The sequence below is a fragment of the Stutzerimonas tianxiuensis genome, from assembly GCF_053470365.1.
The window spans coordinates 12,840-35,711 of sequence record NZ_JBPVWS010000010.1; the positions used below are offsets into that span (position 1 = coordinate 12,840).

At 63.4% G+C, this 22,872-nt stretch carries 19 protein-coding genes and 1 pseudogene; 11 read left to right on the forward strand and 9 right to left on the reverse strand.

Annotation, left to right across the window (positions count from 1 at the left end):
• Positions 1 to 195: 195 nt before the first annotated feature.
• From ACSSNI_RS13785 to ACSSNI_RS13800, 4 genes are all read right to left on the reverse strand, one after another.
• Positions 196 to 708 carry a DUF3299 domain-containing protein gene (locus tag ACSSNI_RS13785; protein WP_200638219.1) on the reverse strand — a complete coding sequence of 171 codons (513 nt, stop codon included), beginning with the start codon at positions 706 to 708 and terminating at the stop codon, positions 196 to 198.
• 8 nt (positions 709 to 716) lie between these two features.
• Positions 717 to 1,982, reverse strand: coding sequence for an ABC transporter permease (locus tag ACSSNI_RS13790; protein ID WP_102838112.1), 1,266 nt, complete (start codon positions 1,980 to 1,982; stop codon positions 717 to 719).
• 3 nt (positions 1,983 to 1,985) lie between these two features.
• Complete coding sequence (locus ACSSNI_RS13795; protein ID WP_102838111.1) at positions 1,986 to 2,693, reverse strand: ABC transporter ATP-binding protein; 708 nt, start codon at positions 2,691 to 2,693, stop codon at positions 1,986 to 1,988.
• Positions 2,694 to 2,759: 66 nt separating this feature from the next.
• Positions 2,760 to 3,344, reverse strand: a complete 585-nt coding sequence (locus ACSSNI_RS13800; RefSeq protein ID WP_200638220.1) for a DUF2796 domain-containing protein — start codon at positions 3,342 to 3,344, stop codon at positions 2,760 to 2,762.
• 109 nt (positions 3,345 to 3,453) lie between these two features.
• On the opposite strand from ACSSNI_RS13800, the gene ACSSNI_RS13805 reads away from it, so the two are divergent.
• Complete coding sequence (locus ACSSNI_RS13805; protein ID WP_148926948.1) at positions 3,454 to 3,795, forward strand: hypothetical protein; 342 nt, start codon at positions 3,454 to 3,456, stop codon at positions 3,793 to 3,795.
• A gap of 22 nt (positions 3,796 to 3,817) precedes the next feature.
• On the opposite strand, the gene ypfJ is transcribed toward ACSSNI_RS13805, so the two are convergent.
• Entirely contained in the window at positions 3,818 to 4,678 is an 861-nt protein-coding gene (gene ypfJ, locus ACSSNI_RS13810) for a KPN_02809 family neutral zinc metallopeptidase (RefSeq protein WP_200638222.1), read from the reverse strand.
• A gap of 89 nt (positions 4,679 to 4,767) precedes the next feature.
• Positions 4,768 to 5,202 (reverse strand): DUF411 domain-containing protein, encoded by a 435-nt coding sequence (locus ACSSNI_RS13815; protein WP_200638224.1) that lies wholly within the window; start codon positions 5,200 to 5,202, stop codon positions 4,768 to 4,770.
• 173 nt (positions 5,203 to 5,375) lie between these two features.
• Here ACSSNI_RS13815 and ACSSNI_RS13820 point away from each other — a divergent pair, with 173 nt between their 5' ends.
• Entirely contained in the window at positions 5,376 to 5,915 is a 540-nt protein-coding gene (locus ACSSNI_RS13820; RefSeq protein WP_159969069.1) for a DUF4345 domain-containing protein, read from the forward strand.
• An 89-nt stretch (positions 5,916 to 6,004) separates the two neighbouring features.
• Here ACSSNI_RS13820 and ACSSNI_RS13825 read toward each other — a convergent pair whose 3' ends face one another.
• The 3 genes and pseudogenes from ACSSNI_RS13825 to ACSSNI_RS13835 all read right to left on the reverse strand — a co-directional run bounded on the left by ACSSNI_RS13825 (position 6,005) and on the right by ACSSNI_RS13835 (position 9,577).
• Positions 6,005 to 6,790 (reverse strand): type IV pili methyl-accepting chemotaxis transducer N-terminal domain-containing protein, encoded by a 786-nt coding sequence (locus tag ACSSNI_RS13825; RefSeq protein WP_200638226.1) that lies wholly within the window; start codon positions 6,788 to 6,790, stop codon positions 6,005 to 6,007.
• A 173-nt stretch (positions 6,791 to 6,963) separates the two neighbouring features.
• Entirely contained in the window at positions 6,964 to 7,572 is a 609-nt protein-coding gene (narL, locus tag ACSSNI_RS13830) for a two-component system response regulator NarL (RefSeq protein ID WP_234484583.1), read from the reverse strand.
• Positions 7,550 to 9,577: pseudogene (locus ACSSNI_RS13835) on the reverse strand (histidine kinase). The gene narL and the pseudogene ACSSNI_RS13835 overlap by 23 nt, the downstream one beginning before the upstream one ends.
• Before the next feature lie 221 nt (positions 9,578 to 9,798).
• On the opposite strand from ACSSNI_RS13835, the gene ACSSNI_RS13840 reads away from it, so the two are divergent.
• From ACSSNI_RS13840 to moaA, 9 genes are all read left to right on the forward strand, one after another.
• On the forward strand, positions 9,799 to 11,400 hold the full coding sequence (locus ACSSNI_RS13840; protein ID WP_159969066.1) for an MFS transporter: 1,602 nt from the start codon (positions 9,799 to 9,801) through the stop codon (positions 11,398 to 11,400).
• Positions 11,401 to 11,415: 15 nt separating this feature from the next.
• A complete protein-coding gene (locus ACSSNI_RS13845; protein WP_045430483.1) occupies positions 11,416 to 11,874 on the forward strand; it encodes a universal stress protein in 459 nt (152 codons plus the stop codon).
• A gap of 14 nt (positions 11,875 to 11,888) precedes the next feature.
• Complete coding sequence (locus tag ACSSNI_RS13850; protein ID WP_045430481.1) at positions 11,889 to 13,376, forward strand: MFS transporter; 1,488 nt, start codon at positions 11,889 to 11,891, stop codon at positions 13,374 to 13,376.
• A 102-nt stretch (positions 13,377 to 13,478) separates the two neighbouring features.
• Complete coding sequence (locus tag ACSSNI_RS13855; RefSeq protein ID WP_200638229.1) at positions 13,479 to 17,234, forward strand: nitrate reductase subunit alpha; 3,756 nt, start codon at positions 13,479 to 13,481, stop codon at positions 17,232 to 17,234.
• Positions 17,235 to 17,422: 188 nt separating this feature from the next.
• Positions 17,423 to 18,961: a nitrate reductase subunit beta gene (narH, locus tag ACSSNI_RS13860; protein ID WP_200638231.1), complete on the forward strand. Its 1,539-nt coding sequence runs from the start codon at positions 17,423 to 17,425 to the stop codon at positions 18,959 to 18,961.
• Positions 18,962 to 18,964: 3 nt separating this feature from the next.
• On the forward strand, positions 18,965 to 19,720 hold the full coding sequence (gene narJ, locus ACSSNI_RS13865) for a nitrate reductase molybdenum cofactor assembly chaperone (RefSeq protein ID WP_200638234.1): 756 nt from the start codon (positions 18,965 to 18,967) through the stop codon (positions 19,718 to 19,720).
• Complete coding sequence (gene narI / locus ACSSNI_RS13870; RefSeq protein WP_102838098.1) at positions 19,713 to 20,510, forward strand: respiratory nitrate reductase subunit gamma; 798 nt, start codon at positions 19,713 to 19,715, stop codon at positions 20,508 to 20,510. Before narJ ends, narI begins: the two co-directional genes overlap by 8 nt.
• 84 nt (positions 20,511 to 20,594) lie before the next feature.
• Positions 20,595 to 21,551 carry a peptidylprolyl isomerase gene (locus ACSSNI_RS13875; RefSeq protein ID WP_200638236.1) on the forward strand — a complete coding sequence of 319 codons (957 nt, stop codon included), beginning with the start codon at positions 20,595 to 20,597 and terminating at the stop codon, positions 21,549 to 21,551.
• 172 nt (positions 21,552 to 21,723) lie between these two features.
• Positions 21,724 to 22,713: a GTP 3',8-cyclase MoaA gene (gene moaA / locus ACSSNI_RS13880; RefSeq protein WP_200638238.1), complete on the forward strand. Its 990-nt coding sequence runs from the start codon at positions 21,724 to 21,726 to the stop codon at positions 22,711 to 22,713.
• The last annotated feature ends 159 nt before the right edge of the window (positions 22,714 to 22,872 follow it).

Consider the following 22,872-nt stretch of genomic DNA (forward strand, 5'->3'; position numbering starts at 1 on the left):
TTCGCTTTTCTGCGTGGTGATATGCGGATGCTGGTTAGCGAAGGGCAAGTTCGCCCGCTGTGATGTGCGAGGCTCAGTTATTACCGTGCGTCCACGATATGCGCTGTTACCTGCTGCCAGCTTGCAAGACGAAATCGATTGGTATCGCTCAATGACGCCGTTCAGCTAGTTGATAACGGCGTCGCAGCGCTGCCTTTATTCAAGCTCGTAGAGATAGATCTTCTGCGCTTCCATGCGATAGCCCGCATCGGCCAGTTCGCTGGTGGCGTGTTCGACTTTTAGCGGACCTTCAATCCAGAAGGGCTGGTACAGCTCGTCCACTTTCACCCCGAGCTCGCTGGAGGCATGCACGATCTGGTTGGACGGCGGTGGCGGCACATGAATGCAGGCGCCGAAATAGGGCACCAGCAGAAACTCGGTCACTCGTCCGTCCTCGCCCATGTTCAGCGGCACGATATAGCCAGGCAGCTTGACCTGAACGCCATCTAGTTCTTTGACGACCGGCTCGGCGGGCGATTGCTGAGCCGCAGCCGGGCCCGCTTCCGCAGCCAGCGCATCGGCCAATTGCGACATATCGTGGATCGCTACCGGCGGTGGCGGCGGCGGAGCGTCCGCTGGGATCAGGTCCGACCATTGCAGCTCTCGGACATCGGCAGCAGCGAAGGGCGCCGCCAGGGCGAGCAGGGTGGCAAAAAGCAGGCGAGACATGGAAATCCTCATAATCTGATCGACAGGCCGTCGGCCAGTGACTGCCGGTAAGCGCGCCACGCCGGCACACAGCCCATCAGCAGGCCAGCCAGCAGTATGCCCGCCAGCAATGACCACTCATAGGCGCTTGGCAGTGCCAGCGGCAGGTAGAGACCGTAGTGACTTTGCAGCGGCCCTTGCGCCACCGCAATGGCGATGTACAACAGCAGGAGCCCGAGCAGCGCGCCCGCGAGTGCCAGGCTGAGGGCTTCGACCACCAGCAGGCCGGCGATATGCCAGGGGCGTGCGCCCACCGAACGCAGTATCGCCATTTCCCGGCGCCGCTCGTTGAGGCTGGTGAGGATCGCCGTGAGCATGCCGATCAATCCGGTCAGCACGACAAATAACGACACCACGAACAGGGCCTGTTCAGCGGTGCCCATCAGGCTCCAGAGCTCCTGCAGCGCCACCCCGGGCAGAATTGCCAGCAGCGGCTCGCCGCGGAACTGGTTGATTTCACGTTGCAGGGTGAAGGTGGCGATCTTGCTGTTGAGGCCCAACATGAATGCGGTGATCTGTTTGGGCTGCAGATCCATCTGGCGCGCCTCTTCGGCATCGATGCGCGCCGCGCCGCGGGCTGGCATGCCGTTCTGCCAGTCGATATGCAGCGCTTCCATGCCCGCAAGGTTGATATGCAGCGTGCGGTCCACCGGCGTGCCGGTGCGTTTGAGGATTCCGACTACGTGAAAAGGCTTGTCGTCATGTTTGACCAGGCTGACCGTGGCGACGCCATGCGCCAGCACCAGTTGGTCGTCCAGCTTGTATTTCAGTGCCTCAGCTACTTCGGCGCCCAGCACCACTTCGAACGGATCGTCGGCGAATGGCCGGCCTTGCGCCAGTTGCAGGGGCTGCTTGCGGCCGTAACGGTAGTGCTCGAAATAGGCGCTGCTGGTGCCCATCACGCGATAACCGCGGTGAGAGTCACCCAGGGAAATAGGGATCGCCCAGCTGACTCGGGGGTGCTCGGCGAAGTGCTCGAAGCTCTCCCAGCGAATATTGTTGGTGGCGTTGCCGATACGGAACACCGAATAAAGCAGCAGGTTTACCGAGCCGGAGCGGGCGCCGACGATCAGGTCGGTGCCACTGATGGTGCTGGCGAAACTGGCCCGAGCCTCGGTGCGCACGCGCTCCACGGCGAGCAGCAGGCATACCGATAGCGCGATGGCGAAAACGGTGAGCAGAGCAGTGAAACGGCGGTTATTCAGGCTCGCCAAGGCCAGGCGCAACAGGTACATGGCCTACAACTCCGGGGCGCGTGCGGCGTGATTAAGGTCCGCCAGTGAGAGGCTACGGTCGAAAAGTGGCGCCAGGCTCTGGTCGTGGCTGACGAACAACAGGCTTGAACCGGCTTCTCGACACTCGGCAAACAGCAGTTGCAGGAAGGCTTCGCGGCTGTCGGCGTCGAGCGCCGAAGTGGGCTCGTCGGCAATTACCAGTTCCGGCTGACCGATCAGTGCACGCGCCGCGGCGACGCGTTGTTGCTGACCGATCGACAGTGCTTCGGCCCGTCGCTCAAGCAGGCTCTTCGGTAGGCCGAGATGCTGGAGCAGGCTTGCCGCTGCCTGCGCAACACTGCCGTGTCGCTGTCGTGCGCGTTCGGCTCGCGTCTTGGAAAAATGACAGGGCAAGCCGACGTTTTCAGCCACCGAAAGGAAGGGCAGCAGGTTGAACTGCTGAAAGATATAGCCAGTGTGATCGACCCGGAAACGATCCCGCGCACCGGCCGAAAGCGCTGCGAGATCGGTGCCGAGCAGCTGAACCGTTCCGCGCTGCGCTTTCTGCACGCCACCAATCAGGCCCAACAGGGTGGTCTTACCGCTGCCCGACGGCCCCTTGAGGAACAGGCTCTGGTTGGGTGCCAGCGTGAAGCTGGGAATGTCGAGCAGCTCCGCCTGGCCCGGCCAGGCGAAACCCAATTGGTGCAGTTCAAGCAGTGATGCGGTCATCGAGATGATCCGTGTCGGGCGAGCCGGGAGTTTACTGCGTCGAGCCAGGCGGCAGACAGGATCAGATCAGAAGGCTGCGCGTGGCTGGTCCGCGGTGAGTTGCACGCCCTGTTGACCCTTCGGACCGATCAGCTGTGCCTGGATCTTCTGCGTACCGGGGAACGCTTTGAACAAGCCTTGCAGATCGAGCGCCTTTAGCGCTTCGGGCGTGGCGCAATTGAAGTGGTAATGCGCGTGGATTTCGCTGTGCTGGCTTTCATGATCTTCATCGTGCTCGTGCTCGTGCTCGTGCTCATGGCCCTCGCCTTCGAATAGCGGGCTCTCCAGCTCGGATTCGGCCAGGGTGCAGCCTGCTGCTGCAGGCAGGCCGAACAGCCCGTTCGGCTGTTCCAGCTGTTTGCGTGCATCGGCGACCTTGCGCTTATCCGCTTCGCTGCTCGGCGCGTGCTCGAAACCCACCAGATTCATCGCCGGGCTGCGCAATTCGACTTCCAGCGTGGAACCGTCCAGCGCCGCGTCCAGTTCCGCTGCGCCATGCTCGTGGGCGCCGAGACTGTCGTGGTGCGCGTGGTCATGGTCATGGTCGTGATCAGAAGCCAGGACGAAACCGGGCAGTAACGCGAAAGGCAGGGCAAGTAGCAGACGGCGCATGGCAGACTCCATATCAATTAGTGGTTACGTTATAACAAATGTTTGCAGCCGCTGGCCAGTCTCAACGTCTCGTGGGAGCATGCGACCCAATGTCTTCAGGAGAGTGGCGATGATTCGAATTCGCGGCCATGTCGGCGAGCTGCCGGTGGACCTCAGCATTGAAATGGACGACCACGACTGGGCTCAGCTGGCGCGTCAGATGCCCGCCGCTCAGGCCGAGACCGCCCCGGTGCAACCGGCCGACAAGCCGACGGCTGATCCCCATTGGCACGAGGCGCAACGGTTGTTGCGCGCGGCGCAGAGCATGGACGGGCCGCAGCTGTTAGCGGAGCTGCAGGCTCTGGCCGGTAGCGCTCAGATGGGCAAGCGCCTGCTGGTGCGCTTGCGTCACTGCGCGCAGGTCAAGGTGGATAGCGGTGCGGATGCGCCGGTCTACCGCTGGATCGACTGAAGGGCTCAGCCGGCGTTCCGAATTAAAGACGTTGGGTCTGGAAGGTATCGCAGCGTGTAGGGTCGCCACTGTCGAAGCCGATACGAAACCACTTCACCCGTTGCGCAGAGGTGCCATGGGTGAAGGCATCCGGAACGACCCGGCCCTGACTTTGCTGCTGCAAACGATCATCGCCGATGGCGTTCGCCGCGTTCAACGCTTCCTCAAGATCCCCTTCCTCGAGCCAGTCATGACGTTGCTGGGCGTGGTTGGCCCAGACCCCGGCAAAGCAATCCGCCTGCAGCTCCTGGCGAACCAGCAAGCCGTTGTCACCCTCCATGCGCGCGCCGCGCTGACGGGCAGCCTGCATCTGTTGCGATACGCCCAGCAGCGTTTGCACATGGTGGCCGACCTCATGGGCGATCACGTAGGCCTGAGCGAAGTCGCCCGCGACCGAAAAGCGCGAGGCCATCTCATCGAAGAACTGCAGGTCGAGATACACCTGTTGGTCGCCCGGACAGTAGAAGGGGCCGACTGCCGAATTGGCGAAGCCACAGGCTGAGTTCACGCCACCACGAAAAAGCACCAGGGTAGGGTCTCGGTACTGCTGACCGGACTGCTGAAACAGAGCGCGCCAGGTGTCCTCGGTATCGCCCAGGATTGACTGAACGAAAGCAACCTGCGGGTCGTCGCCGTTGGCTGGGGCGCTGGACTGCTGGGTTGGTGTAGGACCGGACTGATCAGTCAGCTGACCGAGGATCTGCATCGGATCCTGGCCGGACAACAGGCCGATCACCACCACGATAGCGACGCCCGCCAGAGTCAGGCGCCCGCCACCGATGCCTCCGCTTCGGCCGCGAGCGTCCACCACATTGTCACTGCGACGAGCCTTTCTCCAGCGCATGCCTGAATCCCTCTGCCGGTTGCTGATTCTGGTCAGACCGGCCTCAGGGACTGCAAATTCAGCGACTCGTAGGCGTTTCGTCTGTTTCGTCAGTCTGCCGGGTACTCGGCCAGCACCGACTGCTCACCTTTGTTGCCCACGGCGATCACCTTGAACGCGTCTTTATGTTCGCCCATCTCCATACCGGGCGAGCCCATGGGCATGCCGGGCACCGCCGCACCGATCAGATCGGGTTGTGCTCGGAGCTTGAGGATGTCGGCAGCCGGGACGTGGCCTTCGACGAATTTTCCGTCGATCACGCCGGTATGGCATGAGCCCAGGCTATGAGGCACGCCGAGGCGGCTCTTGACTGCGGCCATGTCGGTTTCGACGTGATCGTCGACCTCAAAGCCGTTGGCTTCCAGGTGTTCTATCCATGCCTTGCAGCAACCGCAATTGGCGTCGCGGTGCACCTCGATGGCAATGGGGTCGGCGGCCTGCGCGAAGCTGGCGAACAAAGCGGTGACGAGCAGTAAACGGCGCATGGAAATTACTCCGGCGTGAAAGTGCGCAGCATATCCGCATGCTTGTGGCGGCCCAAGTCAGGTCATGTGAGCGAATGTCACAGGAGGCGGACGCGGGGAGGGCGGCGAACCAAAGCGGGGTGATCCGGTCGGATGTCCATCATGGTGCGGAGCCGCTGTCAGGAGAGTTTTCGATGCGTTTTGCCCGTTTCGTTCTGCTCGCGCAGGCGTTGGTGATGGCCTGCCTCAGTCTGGCCTACTGGCTGCGGCCTCACGAGATGGCCAATCTGAACGGCATGCTGTTAATGGAGACTGCATCGGTAAGCCATATGCGCGTCTACTACGGCGGCTTGCAGTTGGGGCTGGCGCTGTTCCTGATCTGGAGCGCGCGCGCACCGGAGCGAGCTCGCCCAGCCCTGATCATGCTGGTAATGACCATGGCCGCGCTGGTGCTGGGAAGGCTGGTGTCGCTCTGGGTGGACGGCGGTGAATTGGTCGGCTTCGATCTGGCCTCGATGCTCTACCGCGTACTGGCTGTAGTGCTTGCTGGCCTCGCTTGGCGCGCCGTGCGCGAGCTACCGGAGCCAGAGTCGGAGCGCCTCGAGCCTGCTACCCATCGGCTCGTCAGCGAATCACCGATGCCATTCAAGTTGGGTGACACCCCACCGCACGCAGAGCCTGGTCCAGGTGAGCCTTCACCTCAGCCGTTCCGTCGCGGAGATCCTGTCGCCTGATCTGAGTCCGGGTGGCCGAGGTCTGTCAGGTATCTGCCTGACGAATTGCCGGTGCGGCTGGTCGGATAAGTCTCTTCAGCCTGATGCACTCATCGGGCGCTTCCGGCCAGGCGTTCGTAATCCAAGGTCAGTTGTTCAAGCTTGCGCAGCAGCGAGTCGCTGGTGGTGACGATCACGGTAGGCACGAAGCGAGAATCGTCCGCCAAGGTGAAGCCGGCCCGGGCGAAACGCCATTGGGTATCGATCTTCTCGAGCTGACTAACGATTTGCGCGGTGTTCTGCGGCGCCGTTTTCAGCTCATTCAACCCCTGTTCGAACTCATTGACTGCAGCGTCGAAATCGCTGCGCAAGCGCTGCTCTGGCAGCTTCCAGCTCATGGCCAGGTAAAGCATGGCGATGCGCTGACTGAGCATGCGCTGGCGCCCGCTGCGGTTTACCAGCCGGGCGGCCTGACTGCCGCTGTGACGCTCGATCTGTCCGACCAGCGCTTCACTCTGGCTAAGGAGGCGGTCAGCCAGGCGCAGGAGTTCGGCGGATTGGCTGCGGTCCGGGCGGGTCAAAGCCAACTGACGATACTGGTGCCAGGTGTCAGTTGCTTCGTTCAATGCTTTGCGGATATCCCCGTCAGCGGCGTATTCATCGAGCCACTGAGCGTTCTCCTCGACGTTGGCAATGCTGTTGTCGAGCTGACTGGCGGCGAGGTCGACACGGGTGTCGGTGCCGATCATCAGGTAGGTCTTGGCGATGCGTTGGCTGAGCATGCGCTGCATGCCCGCGCGGTTGACTGCTTCTGCGTCGCTGATGCCGGCCTGACAGGGCAGGCTGCCGGACAGCAGACCGAGTAGCAGCGTGGTGATTAGCGAAATTTTCAACATGGAGCGCTCCTGACGTCCGGGCGGGCGCGATGCTGACCGATCGGTCAGTCGACGTGGGCGAGACGATAGAGCGCTGCGTGCTAACGGCATTGATGATTATCAAGGGCGCCGGAGCGCTGCTTCAGCCTGAGGCGTGGCGCACACAAACGCAGTGCAGAACGGGCGCTTCTGGCTCAGCCTTTGGCCTCGTGCTCCAAGACCCAGACCGCCGCTTCCACCCGCGACCGCAGGCCTAGCTTGTGCAGCAGATTTTTAACGTGGACCTTGACGGTGCCTTCGGTAATACCGAGTTTGCGCGCGATCATCTTGTTGCTCTGGCCTTTGGCAATCTGCCGCAGGACCTCTTTCTCGCGCTTGGTCAGGCTGGAGAACGGCACCTGCCCGGTGGGCTTGGGCCGCACCCGGATCGCTTCGGCGAGCACCTGGGTCAGTTCAGGACTCAAGGCCATACGGCCGGTCGCCGCCAGGCGGATCTGCTCGATCAGCTGTTCGGCGTCCATGTCCTTGAGCAGATAGCCGTCAGCACCGTTGCGCAGGGCTTCGAGGACATGGCCCTGCTCATCGGACACGGTAAACATCACGATGCGTGCGTCGATGTCCACGTCGCGCATGCGCCGGGTGGTTTCCAGCCCATCGATACCCGGCATGTTGAGGTCCATCAGGATGAGGTCGGGCTCGGTCTGTTGCGCAAGCGCGATGGCGTCCTCGCCGTTGCCCGCCTCAGCGACCACCTCAAGGTCATTTTCCAGTTCCAGCAGGTCACGCAGACCCCGACGCATCATGGGGTGGTCGTCGACCAGCAGGATTCGTGCAGTAGTCCCTTCGTTCATGCGTGACCCGTTCCTGTTTCAGGGGAGATGTGGCGGTAGGCGGGCGGGAACCGCAGGTACACCAAAGTGCCTCCCGCAGGGCGCCGACCGATGTTAATGGTGCCGTTGAGGCTGTTGGCTCGCTCGCGCAGGATGATCAGGCCATAGTGGCCGGCACGCTGCTCTTCAAGGCGGATGCCGATGCCGTCGTCCTCGATCTTGACGTGAATGGTGCCGACGCTGTCCTGGGTCAGGCTCAGCCAGCAGTGCTCCGCCTCGGCATGCTTGACCACGTTGCTAAGCGCTTCGCGGACGATCTGCAGGCAGTGCACTTCTTCGTTGGGCGTGAGCGGGCAGTGATCGAGTTGGTAGTCACTCTCGACCTGCAGCCCCGAGTTGGCGCTGAACTCCTGAACCGTGGCGTAGAGCGCCGGTTTGAGCCCGGGTTCGTTGACCTTGATGCGAAAGGTAGTGAGCAATTCGCGCAGCTGGCGATACGCTGAATTCAGCCCCTGCTCGATCTGCTGCACGCTGTCGTCCAGTTGCGCCTGGTCGCTCTGCTTCTGCATCAGCCGCTTGAGGCGTGCCAGTTGCAGTTTCTGCGCGGCTAGCGCCTGCGCCAGGGAATCGTGCAGCTCACGGGCAATCACCGCGCGCTCCTCCATCAAGGCCAGGCGCGCCTGTTTCTGGCCAAGTCGTGCCAGGCTCAGCGATGCGGCGAAGAGATCGGCCAGGGTCGTCAGCGGTAGCGTTTGCCAGGGCTGCAGTGGCTCGCCTGTGCGACTGGCCACCCGCAGCGAGCCCAGCTCGTCCGGCCCTGAGCGCAGCTCGAACGTCAGCAATTCTTCGCCAGTCGGCAGTCGGCCGGTCTGGTTCACCGGGCAGGCCTCGCACTGAGGCAGCTGGCAGTATTCCGGTGGCCGCAGATTGTGGGAGGTCATCGCCGTGTGGCTGCCCGCTTCGGAGGATCGGTTCAGGCACAGCGAAATCGGGCCGGTGTCGAGGATCTGCTGCACCTTGCTGAGTTGCGCGCCCATCATCTGGGTGGGGTCATCCGGCTTGCTGTAGAGCATCCGGGCACTGTCGAACAGCAGCTGCAGCGTCGCGTTGCTGCGAGTCAGGGCAGCGGTCTTGTCATCGACCTTCTGTTCCATGTCCGCGTAGAGGCCGGCCAATTCCTGGCTCATCTGGTTGAGCGTGCGGGCCAATAGGCTCAGCTCGGTATCGCCGGGAATCTGCACCTGGCCGCTGAAATCGCCCTTGCCGATATCGCGCGCCATCCGGGTCAGGCTCCGCAGCGGCGTGGCCAGGTTGTTGTGCAATCCGTAGATCAGCACAAAGGCGATCACCACGATGACGAACAGCGTACCGGCCTGCAGTGCGCGGATAACGCTGAGCTTGCCTTCCGAGGCCTCCTGCAGCGTGCGAACGAAGGTGTCCAGCTCGTTGACGAACGCTGGCGCCTCCCGACGGTACTCCTCCAGCCGCGCCGGTTGCGCATCGAGCAGGGGGCGCATGCCTTGCTCCCAGTGCTGCGACACCGCGGCGTGCAAAACCGGCAGACGGGTACCGTCGTGGCGGTGCAAGGCCGAGCGCAACGAAGGAGAACGCAACGTCTGCTGCAGGGTTTCAATGCGCTCATAGAGCAGGGCTTGCGAGCCGTGTTCGGCCGTGAAAGCCAGGCGGTAGGCCTGCATGCGCAGACTGCCAGCCTGATTGATCGCCTCGGCATCGCCTTCCAGGGCGTCCGCCAGGTAGAGGCTGGCAAGCATGCTGACCAGCGAGACACCGATGATCACCACGAAGGCTACCAACGTATTGAACACGATCGAGTGACGGGTGGAGAGCGGCTCGCTTTCGGTTGAAGACATGTTCGACTCGACGGTCAGGCGATGCCCCATTCTGCGCCTGGTCGGTCCAGCTGGCCACGGGTGAGAGCGTACCTCCAATGCTTTTGAACCCTCTTCTGAGGCGCCACCGCTGGCCGGCGCCACCACCTAACCTGCTGATTCATAGACTTTTTTATTGTTGAGATAGGGATACCTCGCAAGAGGTAGTCAGCCGGTGTGTGGCAAATCGCCATTCCCCCTGTGTTGACCACAGTCAAATTCGGATCGATCCCCCCCGCTTAGCGTGCAAGCCATTCCTGAACCCGCTGCGTTTGCCGGCCGGGTGTCTTGGCGCCAAGAGGATCGACCAATGAGCAATATCGAAAAGTGGGATGTGGAGGACCAGATCTTCTGGGACACCACTGGCAAGCGGGTCGCCAATCGCAATCTGTGGATCTCCATCCCGAGTCTGCTGATGGGCTTCGCCATCTGGCTGATGTGGGGCATCGTCACGGTGCAGATGCTCAACCTGGGCTTTCCGTTCGCGCCCGCCGAGTTGTTCACCCTGACCGCCATCGCCGGCCTCACCGGCGCCACCCTGCGCATTCCAGCGTCGTTCATGATCCGCATCGCTGGCGGGCGCAACACCATCTTCCTGACCACCGCACTGCTGATGATTCCTGCCGCCGGCGCGGGCATTGCCCTGCAGAGTCAGGACACACCGCTGTGGGTCTTTCAGCTGCTGGCCTTCCTCTCCGGTATCGGTGGCGGCAACTTCGCCTGCTCGATGAGCAACATCAGCACCTTCTTCCCGAAGAACCAGCAGGGATTGGCCCTGGGCCTCAACGCCGGCCTCGGTAACTTCGGTGTCACCACCATGCAGATCCTGATCCCGCTGGTGATGACTGCCGGTGTGTTCGGCTTTATCGCCGGTGACCCGATGACACTGGTCAAGGACAGCGGCACCTTGATCGGCGGCATTCCTGCCGGAACCGATACCTGGATTCAGAATGGCGGTTGGGTCTGGCTGCTGTTCCTGGTGCCGCTGGCCTTCGCCGGCTGGTTCGGCATGAACAACCTGCTGGTGATCTCGCCGACGCCGGGTTACCCGCTGAACGCGTTCGGCAAGATTCTTGGTCTCTACGCCGTGGCCTTTTTTGCCGCCGCCGTCGGCCTGTACCTGTACCTGCCTGCGCCGACCGGCCTCGGCGTGCTGAATATGTGGGGCGTGATGCTGCTGACCATCGGCGCGACGCTCGGCATGCTGCGCCTGCTGCCGGGCAGCATCAGCCCGAACATCAAGCGCCAGTTTGCGATCTTCCGCGACAAGCACACCTGGTCGATGAGCGTTCTCTACATCCTGACCTTCGGCTCGTTCATCGGCTTCTCCATGGCGCTGCCGCTGTCGATCACGGTGATCTTCGGTTTCATGAATGAGGTCGGCGCTGATGGCGTGGTGACCCGCGTCGCCAACCCCAACGCACCGAGTGCGCTGACCTACGCCTGGATCGGGCCGTTCATTGGCGCCCTGATCCGCCCGCTGGGCGGCTGGATTTCCGACAAGGTCGGCGGCTCCATCGTCACCCAAGTGATCTCGGTGGTCATGGTTGGTGCCTCGGTCGCGGCCGGCTACGTGATGCAGCAGGCCTACAGCTCGGCCCAGCCTGAAGAGTACTTCTTCCTGTTCCTGGTGCTGTTCCTGGTGCTGTTCGCCGCCAGCGGCATCGGCAACGGCTCGACCTTCCGCACCATCGGCGTCATCTACGACCGCGAGAAGGCCGGCCCGGTACTCGGCTGGACCTCCGCTGTCGCCGCCTACGGCTCCTTCGTCGCGCCGATCGTGATCGGCGAGCAGGTCAAGGCGGGCACCCCGGAAGTAGCCATGTACGGCTTCGCGGTGTTCTACGCGCTGTGCCTGATCCTCAACTGGTGGTTCTACCTGCGCCCCAACGCCTACGTGAAGAACCCCTAAGTCCGGAGAGCCGCCATGAACATCATGCTTGCCTACGACAACTCGCGTAACGCCAGGAAAGCCCTGGACGCCACCCTCGAGATGTTCGGTCCGCTCAACCCCCTGATCATGCTGATCGGGGTGGTGGAAGACACCCGCGATACCAGCGATTCGGCGGCCGAGCTCTACGAGCGTGAACGCCGCGAATTTCAGGCCTTCCTGCAGGAGGCGGCGGCCAAGGTCAGCGCTTTCGGCCTGGACGTCGACGTGATGCTCGCCGAAGGCGACGCCCGCAAGATGATTCTCAAGGCCGCCGAGCACAAGAAGCCCGACCTGCTGGTCATCGCGCGGCATTCCAACGAACCGGACGGCGGCTTCATCTCCCGCTCGCTGAATCTCTTGGTCGACGAGCTCGACTACATGACCTTCGGCAGCGTCAGCGCCTTCCTGGCCCGCCGGGCGCCTTGCCCGGTCCTGATTCAAGCCTGCCCCTGAGTGAGGAGCTCAACATGAGAGTTTCTACGCTGTTCGAATGGAAGCGCCCCGAGATCCGGGCCCTGCACCTGACCTGGATTGCCTTCTACATCTGTTTCTTCGTCTGGTTCGGCATGGCGCCGCTGGCCTCCAGCATGCTGAAAAGCGTGAACTGGCTGACGCCCGAGGACCTCAAGCTGTTCGCCATCGCCAACGTGGCGCTGACCATCCCGGCGCGCATCCTGGTCGGCATGGCGCTCGACCACTGGGGGCCGCGCCGGGTGTTCTCGGTGCTGCTGGTGACGATGGCGGCGCCCGCGCTGTTTTTCGCCTTTGGTGATAGCCGCACCCAGCTGCTGGTGTCGCGGCTGATCCTCGGCTCCATCGGCGCCAGCTTCGTGGTTGGCATCCACATGACCGCCATGTGGTTCAAGCCAAAGGACATCGGTTTCGCCGAAGGCTTCTACGCCGGCTGGGGCAACTTCGGTTCCGCCGCTGCCGCCATGAGCCTGCCGGCCATCGCCATCCATGCCTTCGGTGGGCCGGAAGGCTGGCGCTGGGCGATCGCCAGCTCGGCGATCATCATGGCCGTCTACGGCGTGTACTACTGGTTCGCGCTCACCGACGGCCCGGTCGGCACCATCCACCGCAAGCCGCACAAGGCCAGTGCGCTGGAAGTCAGCACCTGGGCCGACATGGTCAAGCTGATCATCTGGACCATCCCCATGGTCGGCGTGCTGGGGATCCTGGTCTGGCGCATCGAGGGGCTGGGTTACCTGGGTGCGACCGGCGCGGCGATCTGCTACTCGGTGATCGCGCTGGTGGTGATCTTCCAGGTGGTGCAGATCCTGCGGGTCAACATACCGATCCTGAAGAAGGGCGTGCCGGAAGACGACAAGTACCCCTTCAACACCGTGGCTGCGCTGAACTCCACCTACTTCGCCAACTTCGGTGCGGAGCTGGCGGTGGTGTCGATGCTGCCGATGTTCTTCGAGCTGACCTGGGGCCTGACCCCGACCACGGCGGGCATCATTGCCGCCTCCTTCGCCTTCGTGAACTTGGTGGCGCGGCCCATGGGCGGGCTGGTCTCCGACCGCTTCGGCAACCGCCGCTTCGTCATGCTCGCCTACATGCTCGGCATCGCCGTCGGGTTCTTCCTGATGGGGCTGATGAACGCGTCCTGGCCGCTGATCGTCGCCGTCGCCATCACCGTGGCCTGCTCGATGTTCGTCCAGGGCGCCGAGGGCGCGACCTTCGGCATCATCCCCTCGATCAAGCGCCGGGTCACCGGGCAGATCTCCGGCATGGCCGGGGCCTACGGCAACGTTGGCGCCGTCTGCTACCTGACCCTCTACACCTTCGTGACCCCTTCGCAGTTCTTCATGGTGATTGCCGCCGGTGCGTTCGTCAGCTTCGGGCTCTGCCTGCTTTGGCTGAAGGAGCCCGAGGGTGCGTTCTCCGACGAGTACTACGTGTCCAGCGTGGACCGCGAACTGGAGGCCCGCCAGAAGCTTGCGTCCTGACGTTTCTACCCTGATGCGCCGGTCCCAGAGATCGGCCAGCCGAGATTGATAAGCCGACCGGTCGGGCCCGTGGTTCGCAACCGGAGTGAGGAGAAATAACCAATGAGCCACTTGCTCGATCAACTGCGCTTCTTCAACAGGAAGCAAGGCGAGTTCGCCGACGGTCATGGCGAAACCCGCATCGAATCCCGCGACTGGGAGAACGTCTACCGCTCGCGCTGGCAGTACGACAAGATCGTGCGCTCCACCCACGGGGTGAACTGCACCGGTTCGTGCTCCTGGAAGATCTACGTGAAGAACGGCCTGATCACCTGGGAAACCCAGCAGACCGACTACCCACGCACCCGCAACGACTTGCCCAACCACGAGCCGCGTGGTTGCCCGCGCGGCGCAAGTTACAGCTGGTACATCTACAGCGCCAACCGCCTGAAATACCCCAAGGTGCGCAAACCGCTGCTCAAACTGTGGCGTGAGGCGCGGCGCAGCATGAGCCCGGTAGACGCCTGGGCCAGTATTGTCGAGGACAAGGCCAAAGCTGAGTCCTACAAGAGCAAGCGCGGCATGGGCGGTTTCATCCGTTCCAGCTGGGAAGAGGTCAACGAGATCATCGCCGCGGCCAACGTCTACACCGTCAAGCAGTACGGCCCGGACCGCGTCATTGGCTTTTCGCCAATCCCGGCCATGTCGATGGTTTCCTACGCGGCCGGTAGCCGTTACCTGTCGCTGATCGGTGGTGTGTGCCTGAGCTTCTACGACTGGTACTGCGACCTACCGCCGGCCTCGCCACAGGTGTGGGGCGAGCAGACCGACGTGCCGGAGTCGGCCGACTGGTACAACTCCAACTACATCATCGCCTGGGGCTCCAACGTCCCGCAGACCCGTACCCCGGACGCGCACTTCTTTACCGAAGTCCGTTACAAGGGCACCAAGACCGTCGCCATTACCCCGGACTACGCCGAAGTCGCCAAGCTCACCGACCTCTGGCTCAACCCCAAGCAGGGCACCGATGCCGCCCTGGCCCAGGCCTTCGCCCACGTCATCTTCAAGGAATTCCACCTGGAGACGCCGAGCGAATACTTCCGCGACTACGCCAAGCGCTACACCGACATGCCAGTGCTGGTGCGCCTGAACGAGAAGGACGGCAGCTACATTGCCGACCGCTTCCTGCGCGCCTCCGACCTCGCCGAAAACCTCGGCCAGGACAACAACCCCGAGTGGAAGACCATCGCCGTCGACGGCAGCACCGGCGAGCTGGTTTCGCCGCTCGGCTCCATCGGCTACCGCTGGGGCGAGAAGGGCAAGTGGAACATCGAAGCCCGTGAAGGCAAGGACGGCCGCGACGTTGACCTGGCCCTGACCCAGATCGAGGGCGGCGAGACGGCCGATGTTGCCTTCCCGTATTTCGGCGGCATCCTCCACGAGCACTTCCAGCACGCCGAAGGCGAAAGCATCCAGTTGCGCCGCGTCCCGGTGCGCAGCATCACCCTGGCCGACGGCAGCACTACCAAGGTCGCCACCGTGTTCGACCTGATGGCCGCCAACCTGGGCATCGACCGTGGTCTGGGGGGCGGCAACGTCGCCAAGAGCTACGACGACGCCAGCGTGCCGGGCACCCCGGCCTGGCAGGAAGTCATCACCGGCGTGGCGCGTGAGAAGGCGATCCAGATCGCTCGCGAATTTGCCGATAACGCCGACAAGACCCATGGCCGTTCCATGATCATCGTCGGTGCGGCGATGAACCACTGGTACCACATGGACATGAACTACCGCGGCCTGATCAACATGCTGATGTTGTGCGGCTGCGTCGGTCAGACCGGTGGCGGCTGGGCCCACTACGTCGGCCAGGAAAAACTGCGTCCGCAGTGCGGCTGGCTGCCGCTGGCCTTCGGCCTCGACTGGAGCCGTCCGCCGCGGCAGATGAACGGCACCAGCTTCTTCTACAACCACAGCTCGCAGTGGCGCCACGAGAAGATGAGCATTCACGAAGTGCTCTCGCCGCTGGCCGACAAATCGCAGTTCCCCGAGCACATGCTCGATTACAACATCCGTGCCGAACGCGCCGGCTGGCTGCCCAGCGCGCCGCAGCTCAACCGCAACCCGCTGCAGATCTGCCGTGATGCCGAAGCGGCCGGCATGTCGCCGGTGGACTACGTCACCCAGTCGCTCAAGGACGGCTCGCTGCGCTTCTCCTGCGAGCAGCCGGACAGCCCGGAAAACTTCCCGCGCAACATGTTCATCTGGCGCTCCAACCTGCTGGGCAGCTCGGGCAAGGGCCACGAGTACATGCTCAAGTACCTGCTGGGCACCAAGAACGGCGTGATGAACGAGGACCTCGGCAAGCGCGACGGCTTCAAGCCGCTCGAGGCCGAATGGCAGGACGACGGCGCCATCGGCAAGCTCGACCTGGTCACCACCCTCGACTTCCGCATGTCCTCGACCTGCGTGTACTCCGACATCGTCCTGCCGACCGCGACCTGGTACGAGAAGGACGACATGAACACCTCGGACATGCACCCCTTCATCCACCCGCTGTCGGCGGCCATCGACCCGGCGTGGGAAGCGCGTTCGGACTGGGAGATCTACAAGGGCATCGCCAAGGCCTTCTCGAAGATGGCCGAAGGTCACCTAGGGGTGGAGAAGGATCTGGTCACCGTACCGCTGCTGCACGACAGCCCCGGCGAACTGGCTCAGCCGTTCGGCGGCACCGACTGGAAAACTGCTGGCACAGATCCGCAGCCGGGCAAAAACTGCCCGAACATGGCGGTGGTCGAGCGCGACTATCCGGCCACCTACAAGAAGTTCACCTCCCTCGGCCCGCTGCTCGACAAGCTCGGCAACGGCGGCAAGGGCATCAACTGGAACACCCAGGCTGAAGTCGATTTCCTCGGCGAGCTGAACTACAAGGTGCGTGACGAGGGCGTCAGCCAGGGGCGTCCGCAGATCGAGTCGGCCATCGACGCGGCCGAGGTCATCCTCAGCCTCGCGCCGGAAACCAACGGTCACGTGGCGGTGAAGGCCTGGGCCGCGCTGTCGGAATTCACCGGCCGCGACCACAGCCACCTGGCGCTGCCCAAGGAGCATGAAGCGATCCGCTTCCGTGACATCCAGGCGCAGCCGCGCAAGATCATCTCCAGCCCGACCTGGTCAGGCCTGGAAGACGAGCATGTGTCGTACAACGCCGGCTACACCAACGTCCACGAGTTCATCCCGTGGCGCACCATCACCGGCCGCCAGCAGTTCTTCCAGGATCACCCCTGGATGCAGGCCTTCGGTGAGCAGCTGATGAGCTACCGGCCGCCGATCAACACCCGCACCATCGATTACGTGAAGGGCAAGAAGAGCAACGGCCATACCGAGATCGTCCTGAACTGGATCACCCCGCACCAGAAGTGGGGCATCCATAGCACCTACTCGGACAACCTGATCATGCTCACCCTGAGCCGTGGCGGCCCGATCGTGTGGATGAGCGAAGTCGACGCCAAGAAGGCCGGCATCGAGGACAACGACTGGATCGAGTGCTTCAACGCCAACGGCGCCCTGACGGCCCGTGCGGTGGTCAGCCAGCGCGTGATGGAAGGCATGGTGATGATGTACCACGCCCAGGAACGCATCGTGAACGTGCCCGGCAGCGAGACCACCAAGACCCGCGGCGGCCACCACAACTCGGTGACCCGCGTGGTGCTCAAGCCCACCCACATGATTGGTGGCTACGCCCAGCAGGCGTACGGCTTCAACTACTACGGCACCGTGGGTTGCAACCGCGACGAGTTCGTCGTGGTACGCAAGATGGCCAAGGTCGACTGGCTCGACGGCCCGAATGGCAACGACCTGCCACAACCCCTGCCGCAAGACATCTGAGGAATAGGCCATGAAGATTCGTTCACCCGAGGTGGCAGCGCATGGTCCCCGGACCATGCCCGCTCTGAAGATCAAGGCGCCGGTTGTGGAGGTTGCACAATGAAAATTCGTTCACCCAAGGTGGCAGCGCATGGTCCCCGGACCCTGCCCGCTCTGAAGATCGAGGCGCCATTTGTGGAGGCTGCACAATGAAAATTCGTTCACAAGTTGGCATGGTCCTGAACCTGGACAAGTGCATCGGCTGCCACACCTGCTCGATCACCTGCAAGAACGTCTGGACCAGCCGCGAAGGCATGGAATACGCCTGGTTTAACAACGTCGAGACCAAGCCCGGCATCGGCTACCCGAAAGAGTGGGAAAACCAGGACAAGTGGAAGGGCGGCTGGGTGCGCAATGGCGACGGCACCATCAACCCGCGCATCGGTGGCAAGTTCCGCGTGTTGGCGAACATCTTCGCCAACCCGGACCTGCCGACCATCGACGACTACTACGAGCCGTTCGATTTCGACTACCAGAACCTGCACACCGCGCCGATCTCCGAGCACCAGCCGGTGGCCCGGCCACGCTCGCTGATCTCCGGTCAGCGCATGGAGAAGATCGAGTGGGGCCCGAACTGGGAGGAAATCCTCGGCACCGAGTTCGCCAAGCGGCGCAAGGACAAGAACTTCGACAAGGTCCAGGCCGACATCTACGGGCAGTACGAAAACACCTTCATGATGTACCTGCCGCGCCTGTGCGAGCACTGCCTGAACCCAACCTGCGCCGCGTCCTGCCCGAGCGGGGCGATCTACAAGCGCGAGGAGGACGGCATCGTTCTCATCGACCAGGAGAAGTGCCGCGGCTGGCGCATGTGCATCAGCGGCTGCCCGTACAAGAAGATCTACTTCAACTGGAAGAGCGGCAAATCCGAGAAGTGCATTTTCTGCTTCCCGCGCATCGAGGCTGGCATGCCCACCGTCTGTGCCGAGACCTGCGTCGGCCGCATCCGCTACCTCGGCGTACTGTTGTACGACGCCGACCGCATCCATGAAGTGGCCAGCACGGTCAACGAGCAGGACCTTTACAAGAAGCAGCTGGAGATCTTCCTCGACCCGTCCGATCCGAAGGTCATCGAGCAGGCGCTCAACGATGGCGTGCCGATGTCGGTGATCGAAGCCGCGCAGAAGTCGCCGGTATACAAGATGGCCGTCGACTGGAAGCTGGCCCTGCCGCTGCACCCTGAATACCGCACGCTGCCGATGGTGTGGTACGTGCCGCCGCTGTCGCCAATCCAGAACGCCGCCGCAGCCGGCCACGTCAGCATGGACGGCGTGCTGCCGGACGTCGACAGCCTGCGCATTCCGCTGCGCTACCTGGCCAACCTGCTCACCGCGGGCGACGAGGAACCGGTCAAGCTGGCCCTCAAGCGCATGCTCGCCATGCGTGCCTACAAGCGCGCCGAGCAGGTCGATGGCGTGCAGGACCTTGAAGTACTGGACAGCGTCGGGTTGTCGGTGGCCCAGGTCGAGGACATGTACCGCTATCTCGCCATCGCCAACTACGAAGACCGCTACGTGATCCCGACCGCGCACCGCGAGGAGGCCATGAGCGACGCCTTCGCCGAGCGCTCCGGTTGCGGCTTCAGCTTTGGCAGCGGGTGCTCGGGCGCCTCGGACACCAACATGTTCGGCGCCAAGAAGGCCAACCGCCGCGACATCATCCAGACCGTCCAGCTGTGGGAGGACTGAGCCATGCGCATCCTTAAAGTGATATCCCTGCTGCTCGACTATCCCGACCAGCACTTGCGCGACGGCCACGCGGAGCTGGCTCAGGCCATCGGCGCGGCCCGCGAGATCAGCCCGGCGCAGCGCATCGCGTTGCGGCGCCTGCTTGATGAGCTGACCGAGGGCGACCTGATGGACGTGCAGGAGCGCTACACCGACCTGTTCGACCGCGGCCGCGCCCTGTCACTGCTGTTGTTCGAGCACGTGCACGGCGAATCCCGTGACCGCGGTCAGGCCATGGTCGACCTGATGGCGCAGTACACCGAGGCCGGTTTCGACATCGGCGTCCGCGAGCTGCCGGACTACATCCCGCTGTACCTCGAATACCTCGCCACCTGCGAGGACCTCGAAGCCCGCGAGGGGCTGGCCGACGTGTCGCACCTGCTGGCGCTGCTGGCGGCGCGTCTGCAGGAGCGCGAAAGCCCGCATGCCGCGTGCTTCGGCGCACTGCTGCAGATCGCTGGCGAGCCGGTACAGGAAACCCTGGCCGGCCTGCAGGAGCAGGTCGCCGCCGAGGAACGCGACGACTCGCTGGAAGCGCTGGACAGGATCTGGGAGGAGGAACAGGTCGATTTCCTGAAGGCCGAGCAGCAGGATCGCTGCCCATCCATGCCGAGCGGGCCGGGCAAGGCCCGCGAGGAAAGCCCGGTGCCGCTGCACTGGACCGATTTCAAGCATGACGGGCAGGCCGCCGCGCTCGCCCAGGAGGTGCGCAATGTCTAACTTCAATTTCCTGCTGTTCGGGGCCTACCCCTACATCGCCCTGGCCATCTGCCTGATCGGCAGCTGGGCGCGCTTCGACCTGTCGCAATACAGCTGGAAGGCTGGCTCCAGCCAGATGCTGTCGAACAACCGCATGCGCCTGGCGAGCAACCTGTTCCATGTCGGCATCCTCTTCATCCTGGCCGGCCATTTCGTAGGCCTGCTGATGCCCGAGGCGCTGTACCACCACTTCATCAGCAGCGGCCAGAAGCAGGTTGTGGCGATGGTGTCAGGTGGCTTCTTCGGCATTCTCTGCCTGATCGGTTTGTCGATGCTGATCCGTCGCCGCCTCACCGACGCCCGCGTGCGGGCCACCTCCAGTTCCAGCGACATCATGATTCTCTTCGTGCTGCTGGCGCAGCTGGTGCTGGGTCTGCTGACCATCGTCGCCTCCACCGGCCATCTGGACGGTTCGGTGATGGTGCTGCTGGGCACCTGGGCGCAGAGCCTGGTCACCCTGCAGCCAGTCAAGGCTGCGGGCGCCATCGAGTCGGTCGGCATCATCTACAAGCTGCACGTGTTCCTCGGCGTGACCCTGTTCGTGCTGTTCCCCTTCACCCGTCTGGTGCACATCGTCAGCGCGCCGGTGTGGTACCTGGGACGGCGCTACCAGATCGTTCGGCAGAAGGGCGTCAAACCGGCCATGCCACGCCCGCAGCGTCCGCGTACCTATGAAGCGCCGGCCCGCGAAACGTCCGCGCCTACGGCTGTACCCGGTTACGCCACGGCGAAGAGCAAGACCCCGGCGTGATGACTTGGCGGCTGGCGCACTTTGCGTCAGCCGTTCTGGCTGAATCGACCAAACCTTACATACGGCTTTAGCGAGGTGATCATCATGGGTTGTGGATGTGGTGGAAGCACAGGCGGAGGCGGCTGCGGTGGCGGCGCGCGTCCGGAGATCGAAGTGCCGGTCGATGCCCCGTTGTTCGAGGCGCTGGCGAACGAAGTTCAAACCCATACTGCGGCTGAACAGGCGCCCGGCGAACCCTCGCTGATCGCCAGCAGTGAACAGGAGTGGCCGCGGGTCCACGTCAACGGCGTGGCCATCGCCTCTCAGGCCATCGCTCAGGAACTGCAATATCACCCGGCCGAAAGCCGTGATGAGGCCGTCTACCTGGCGACCCAGGCGCTGGTGTTGCGCGAGCTGTTGCAGCAGCGCATCGGCGAGTTGGGGCTGGTGGTGCGAGCCGAGTCCGGCGAGAGCGAGGAAGAAGCGGCCACTCGCACCCTGATCGAGCAGGAAGTGCCACTGCCGCTGGCTGATGAGGCCGCCTGCCGGCAGTACTACAACGGCAACCAGCAGCGCTTCTTCAGCGCACCCTTGCTGGCCGCACGGCATATTCTGCTGGCCTGTCCGGCGGACGATGCCGAGGCCCGCAGTCTGGCGCGTGAACAGGCCTTGGAATTGATCAGGCAGCTGCAGGCCGCCCCGCAACGCTTCGCTGAACTGGCGCTGCAGCACTCGGCCTGTCCGTCGAAGGGCCAGGGCGGCGCGCTGGGGCAGATCAGCAAGGGCCAGACGGTGCCGGAGTTCGAGCGTCAGCTGTTCCGTCTGCCGGTAGGCCTGTGCCAGCAACCGCTGGAAAGCCGCTACGGCTACCACCTGGTGTTCGTCGACCAGCGCATCGAAGGCGAGCAGCTGCCCTACGAGGTCGTCGCCGGTTCGATCCGCGCCGAGCTCAACCAGCGGGTCTGGCAGATCGGCGTCAGCCAGTACCTGCAGAACCTGGTGGGGGCGGCGCACATCGATGGCATCCAGATGCAGGGCGCCGATACGCCATTGATGCAATAGCGGAGACTTAGCTCACGTAGGGTGGATGACGCTTCACCCATCCACCTTTGCGGGCTGGAAGTGGATCGAAGCGGCGGGACTCGCACCACCCCACCGGGTCGCGCCACCGGGCGGGGCCAATGGTGGATGAAAAAAGCGTCATCCACCCTACGAGGTTTCAGAGGTGTTCTCGATGACTGAACTACGCGATGCCCACGGCCGCCAGATCGATTACCTGCGCATGTCGGTGACCGACCGCTGCGACTTCCGCTGCGTCTACTGCATGGCCGAGGACATGACTTTCCTGCCGCGCCAGCAGGTGCTCGGCCTGGAGGAGCTGGAACGCATCGCGCGGATCTTCGTTGGCCTGGGGGTCAAGAAGATTCGCCTCACCGGCGGCGAACCGCTGGTGCGCCAGGGCATCGTCGGCCTCTGCGAACGCATCGCGGCACTGCCCGGTCTGCGCGAACTGGTGATGACCACCAACGGCTCACAACTGGTCAAGCTCGCTGCACCCTTGGCACGCGCCGGGGTCAAGCGGCTGAACATCAGCCTGGATAGTCTGGATGCAGCCAAATTTCACGCCATCACCCGCACCGGTCAGCTGCAGCAGGTGCTCGACGGCATCGAGGCGGCGCGCGATGTCGGCTTCGAGCGGATCAAGCTCAATGCTGTGGTGATGAAGGGCCGCAACGCCGAGGAAGTCGCCGACCTGGTGGACTTCGCCATCGCCGGTGGGCTGGACCTGAGCTTCATCGAGGAAATGCCGCTGGGTGACGTCGGTCGTTCGCGCGGCGAGAGTTTCTGCTCCAGTGACGAGGTCAAGGCGCTGATCGCCGAAAGGCACACGCTGATCGACTCGGCCGAGCAGAGCGGCGGCCCGGCACGTTACGTGCGCCTGCCGGAGCATCCGCAGACGCGCATCGGCTTCATCTCGCCGCATTCACACAATTTCTGCGCCACCTGCAACCGCGTGCGGCTGACGGTGGAAGGGCGCCTGCTGCTGTGCCTGGGCCACGAGAACGCCATTGACCTGCGTGCCTTGCTGCGTCGCCACCCGACCAGTGATCAGTCGGCGATCGATGCGATTCACGCCGCATTGCAGCGCAAGCCGTTGCGCCACGAATTCTCCAGTGGCGGGGAGGTCCAGGTATTGCGTTTCATGAACGTCAGCGGCGGTTGAGCCAACGACCCATGGGCTACGAGCCGACCGCTTAATTCGCTACCATCGAACGCCATTGCCGGTCTGACCCACATGCCCAGCTGCGGCGATCGGAGCTTGTTGCCGAAACCGCTGGTGCCATCGCCTGCAACGCTCACGGCACCACTCAGCGGCACCACT

Excerpts from the sequence above, each read along its gene's own strand:
- ACSSNI_RS13785 (WP_200638219.1), bottom strand. The coding sequence starts at position 708 with ATGTCTCGCCTGCTTTTTGCCACCCTGCTCGCCCTGGCGGCGCCCTTC.
- ACSSNI_RS13790 (WP_102838112.1), bottom strand. The coding sequence starts at position 1,982 with ATGTACCTGTTGCGCCTGGCCTTGGCGAGCCTGAATAACCGCCGTTTC.
- ACSSNI_RS13795 (WP_102838111.1), bottom strand. The coding sequence starts at position 2,693 with ATGACCGCATCACTGCTTGAACTGCACCAATTGGGTTTCGCCTGGCCG.
- ACSSNI_RS13800 (WP_200638220.1), bottom strand. The coding sequence starts at position 3,344 with ATGCGCCGTCTGCTACTTGCCCTGCCTTTCGCGTTACTGCCCGGTTTC.
- ACSSNI_RS13805 (WP_148926948.1), top strand. The coding sequence starts at position 3,454 with ATGATTCGAATTCGCGGCCATGTCGGCGAGCTGCCGGTGGACCTCAGC.
- ypfJ (WP_200638222.1), bottom strand. The coding sequence starts at position 4,678 with ATGCGCTGGAGAAAGGCTCGTCGCAGTGACAATGTGGTGGACGCTCGC.
- ACSSNI_RS13815 (WP_200638224.1), bottom strand. The coding sequence starts at position 5,202 with ATGCGCCGTTTACTGCTCGTCACCGCTTTGTTCGCCAGCTTCGCGCAG.
- ACSSNI_RS13820 (WP_159969069.1), top strand. The coding sequence starts at position 5,376 with ATGCGTTTTGCCCGTTTCGTTCTGCTCGCGCAGGCGTTGGTGATGGCC.
- ACSSNI_RS13825 (WP_200638226.1), bottom strand. The coding sequence starts at position 6,790 with ATGTTGAAAATTTCGCTAATCACCACGCTGCTACTCGGTCTGCTGTCC.
- narL (WP_234484583.1), bottom strand. The coding sequence starts at position 7,572 with ATGATGCGTCGGGGTCTGCGTGACCTGCTGGAACTGGAAAATGACCTT.
- ACSSNI_RS13840 (WP_159969066.1), top strand. The coding sequence starts at position 9,799 with ATGAGCAATATCGAAAAGTGGGATGTGGAGGACCAGATCTTCTGGGAC.
- ACSSNI_RS13845 (WP_045430483.1), top strand. The coding sequence starts at position 11,416 with ATGAACATCATGCTTGCCTACGACAACTCGCGTAACGCCAGGAAAGCC.
- ACSSNI_RS13850 (WP_045430481.1), top strand. The coding sequence starts at position 11,889 with ATGAGAGTTTCTACGCTGTTCGAATGGAAGCGCCCCGAGATCCGGGCC.
- ACSSNI_RS13855 (WP_200638229.1), top strand. The coding sequence starts at position 13,479 with ATGAGCCACTTGCTCGATCAACTGCGCTTCTTCAACAGGAAGCAAGGC.
- narH (WP_200638231.1), top strand. The coding sequence starts at position 17,423 with ATGAAAATTCGTTCACAAGTTGGCATGGTCCTGAACCTGGACAAGTGC.
- narJ (WP_200638234.1), top strand. The coding sequence starts at position 18,965 with ATGCGCATCCTTAAAGTGATATCCCTGCTGCTCGACTATCCCGACCAG.
- narI (WP_102838098.1), top strand. The coding sequence starts at position 19,713 with ATGTCTAACTTCAATTTCCTGCTGTTCGGGGCCTACCCCTACATCGCC.
- ACSSNI_RS13875 (WP_200638236.1), top strand. The coding sequence starts at position 20,595 with ATGGGTTGTGGATGTGGTGGAAGCACAGGCGGAGGCGGCTGCGGTGGC.
- moaA (WP_200638238.1), top strand. The coding sequence starts at position 21,724 with ATGACTGAACTACGCGATGCCCACGGCCGCCAGATCGATTACCTGCGC.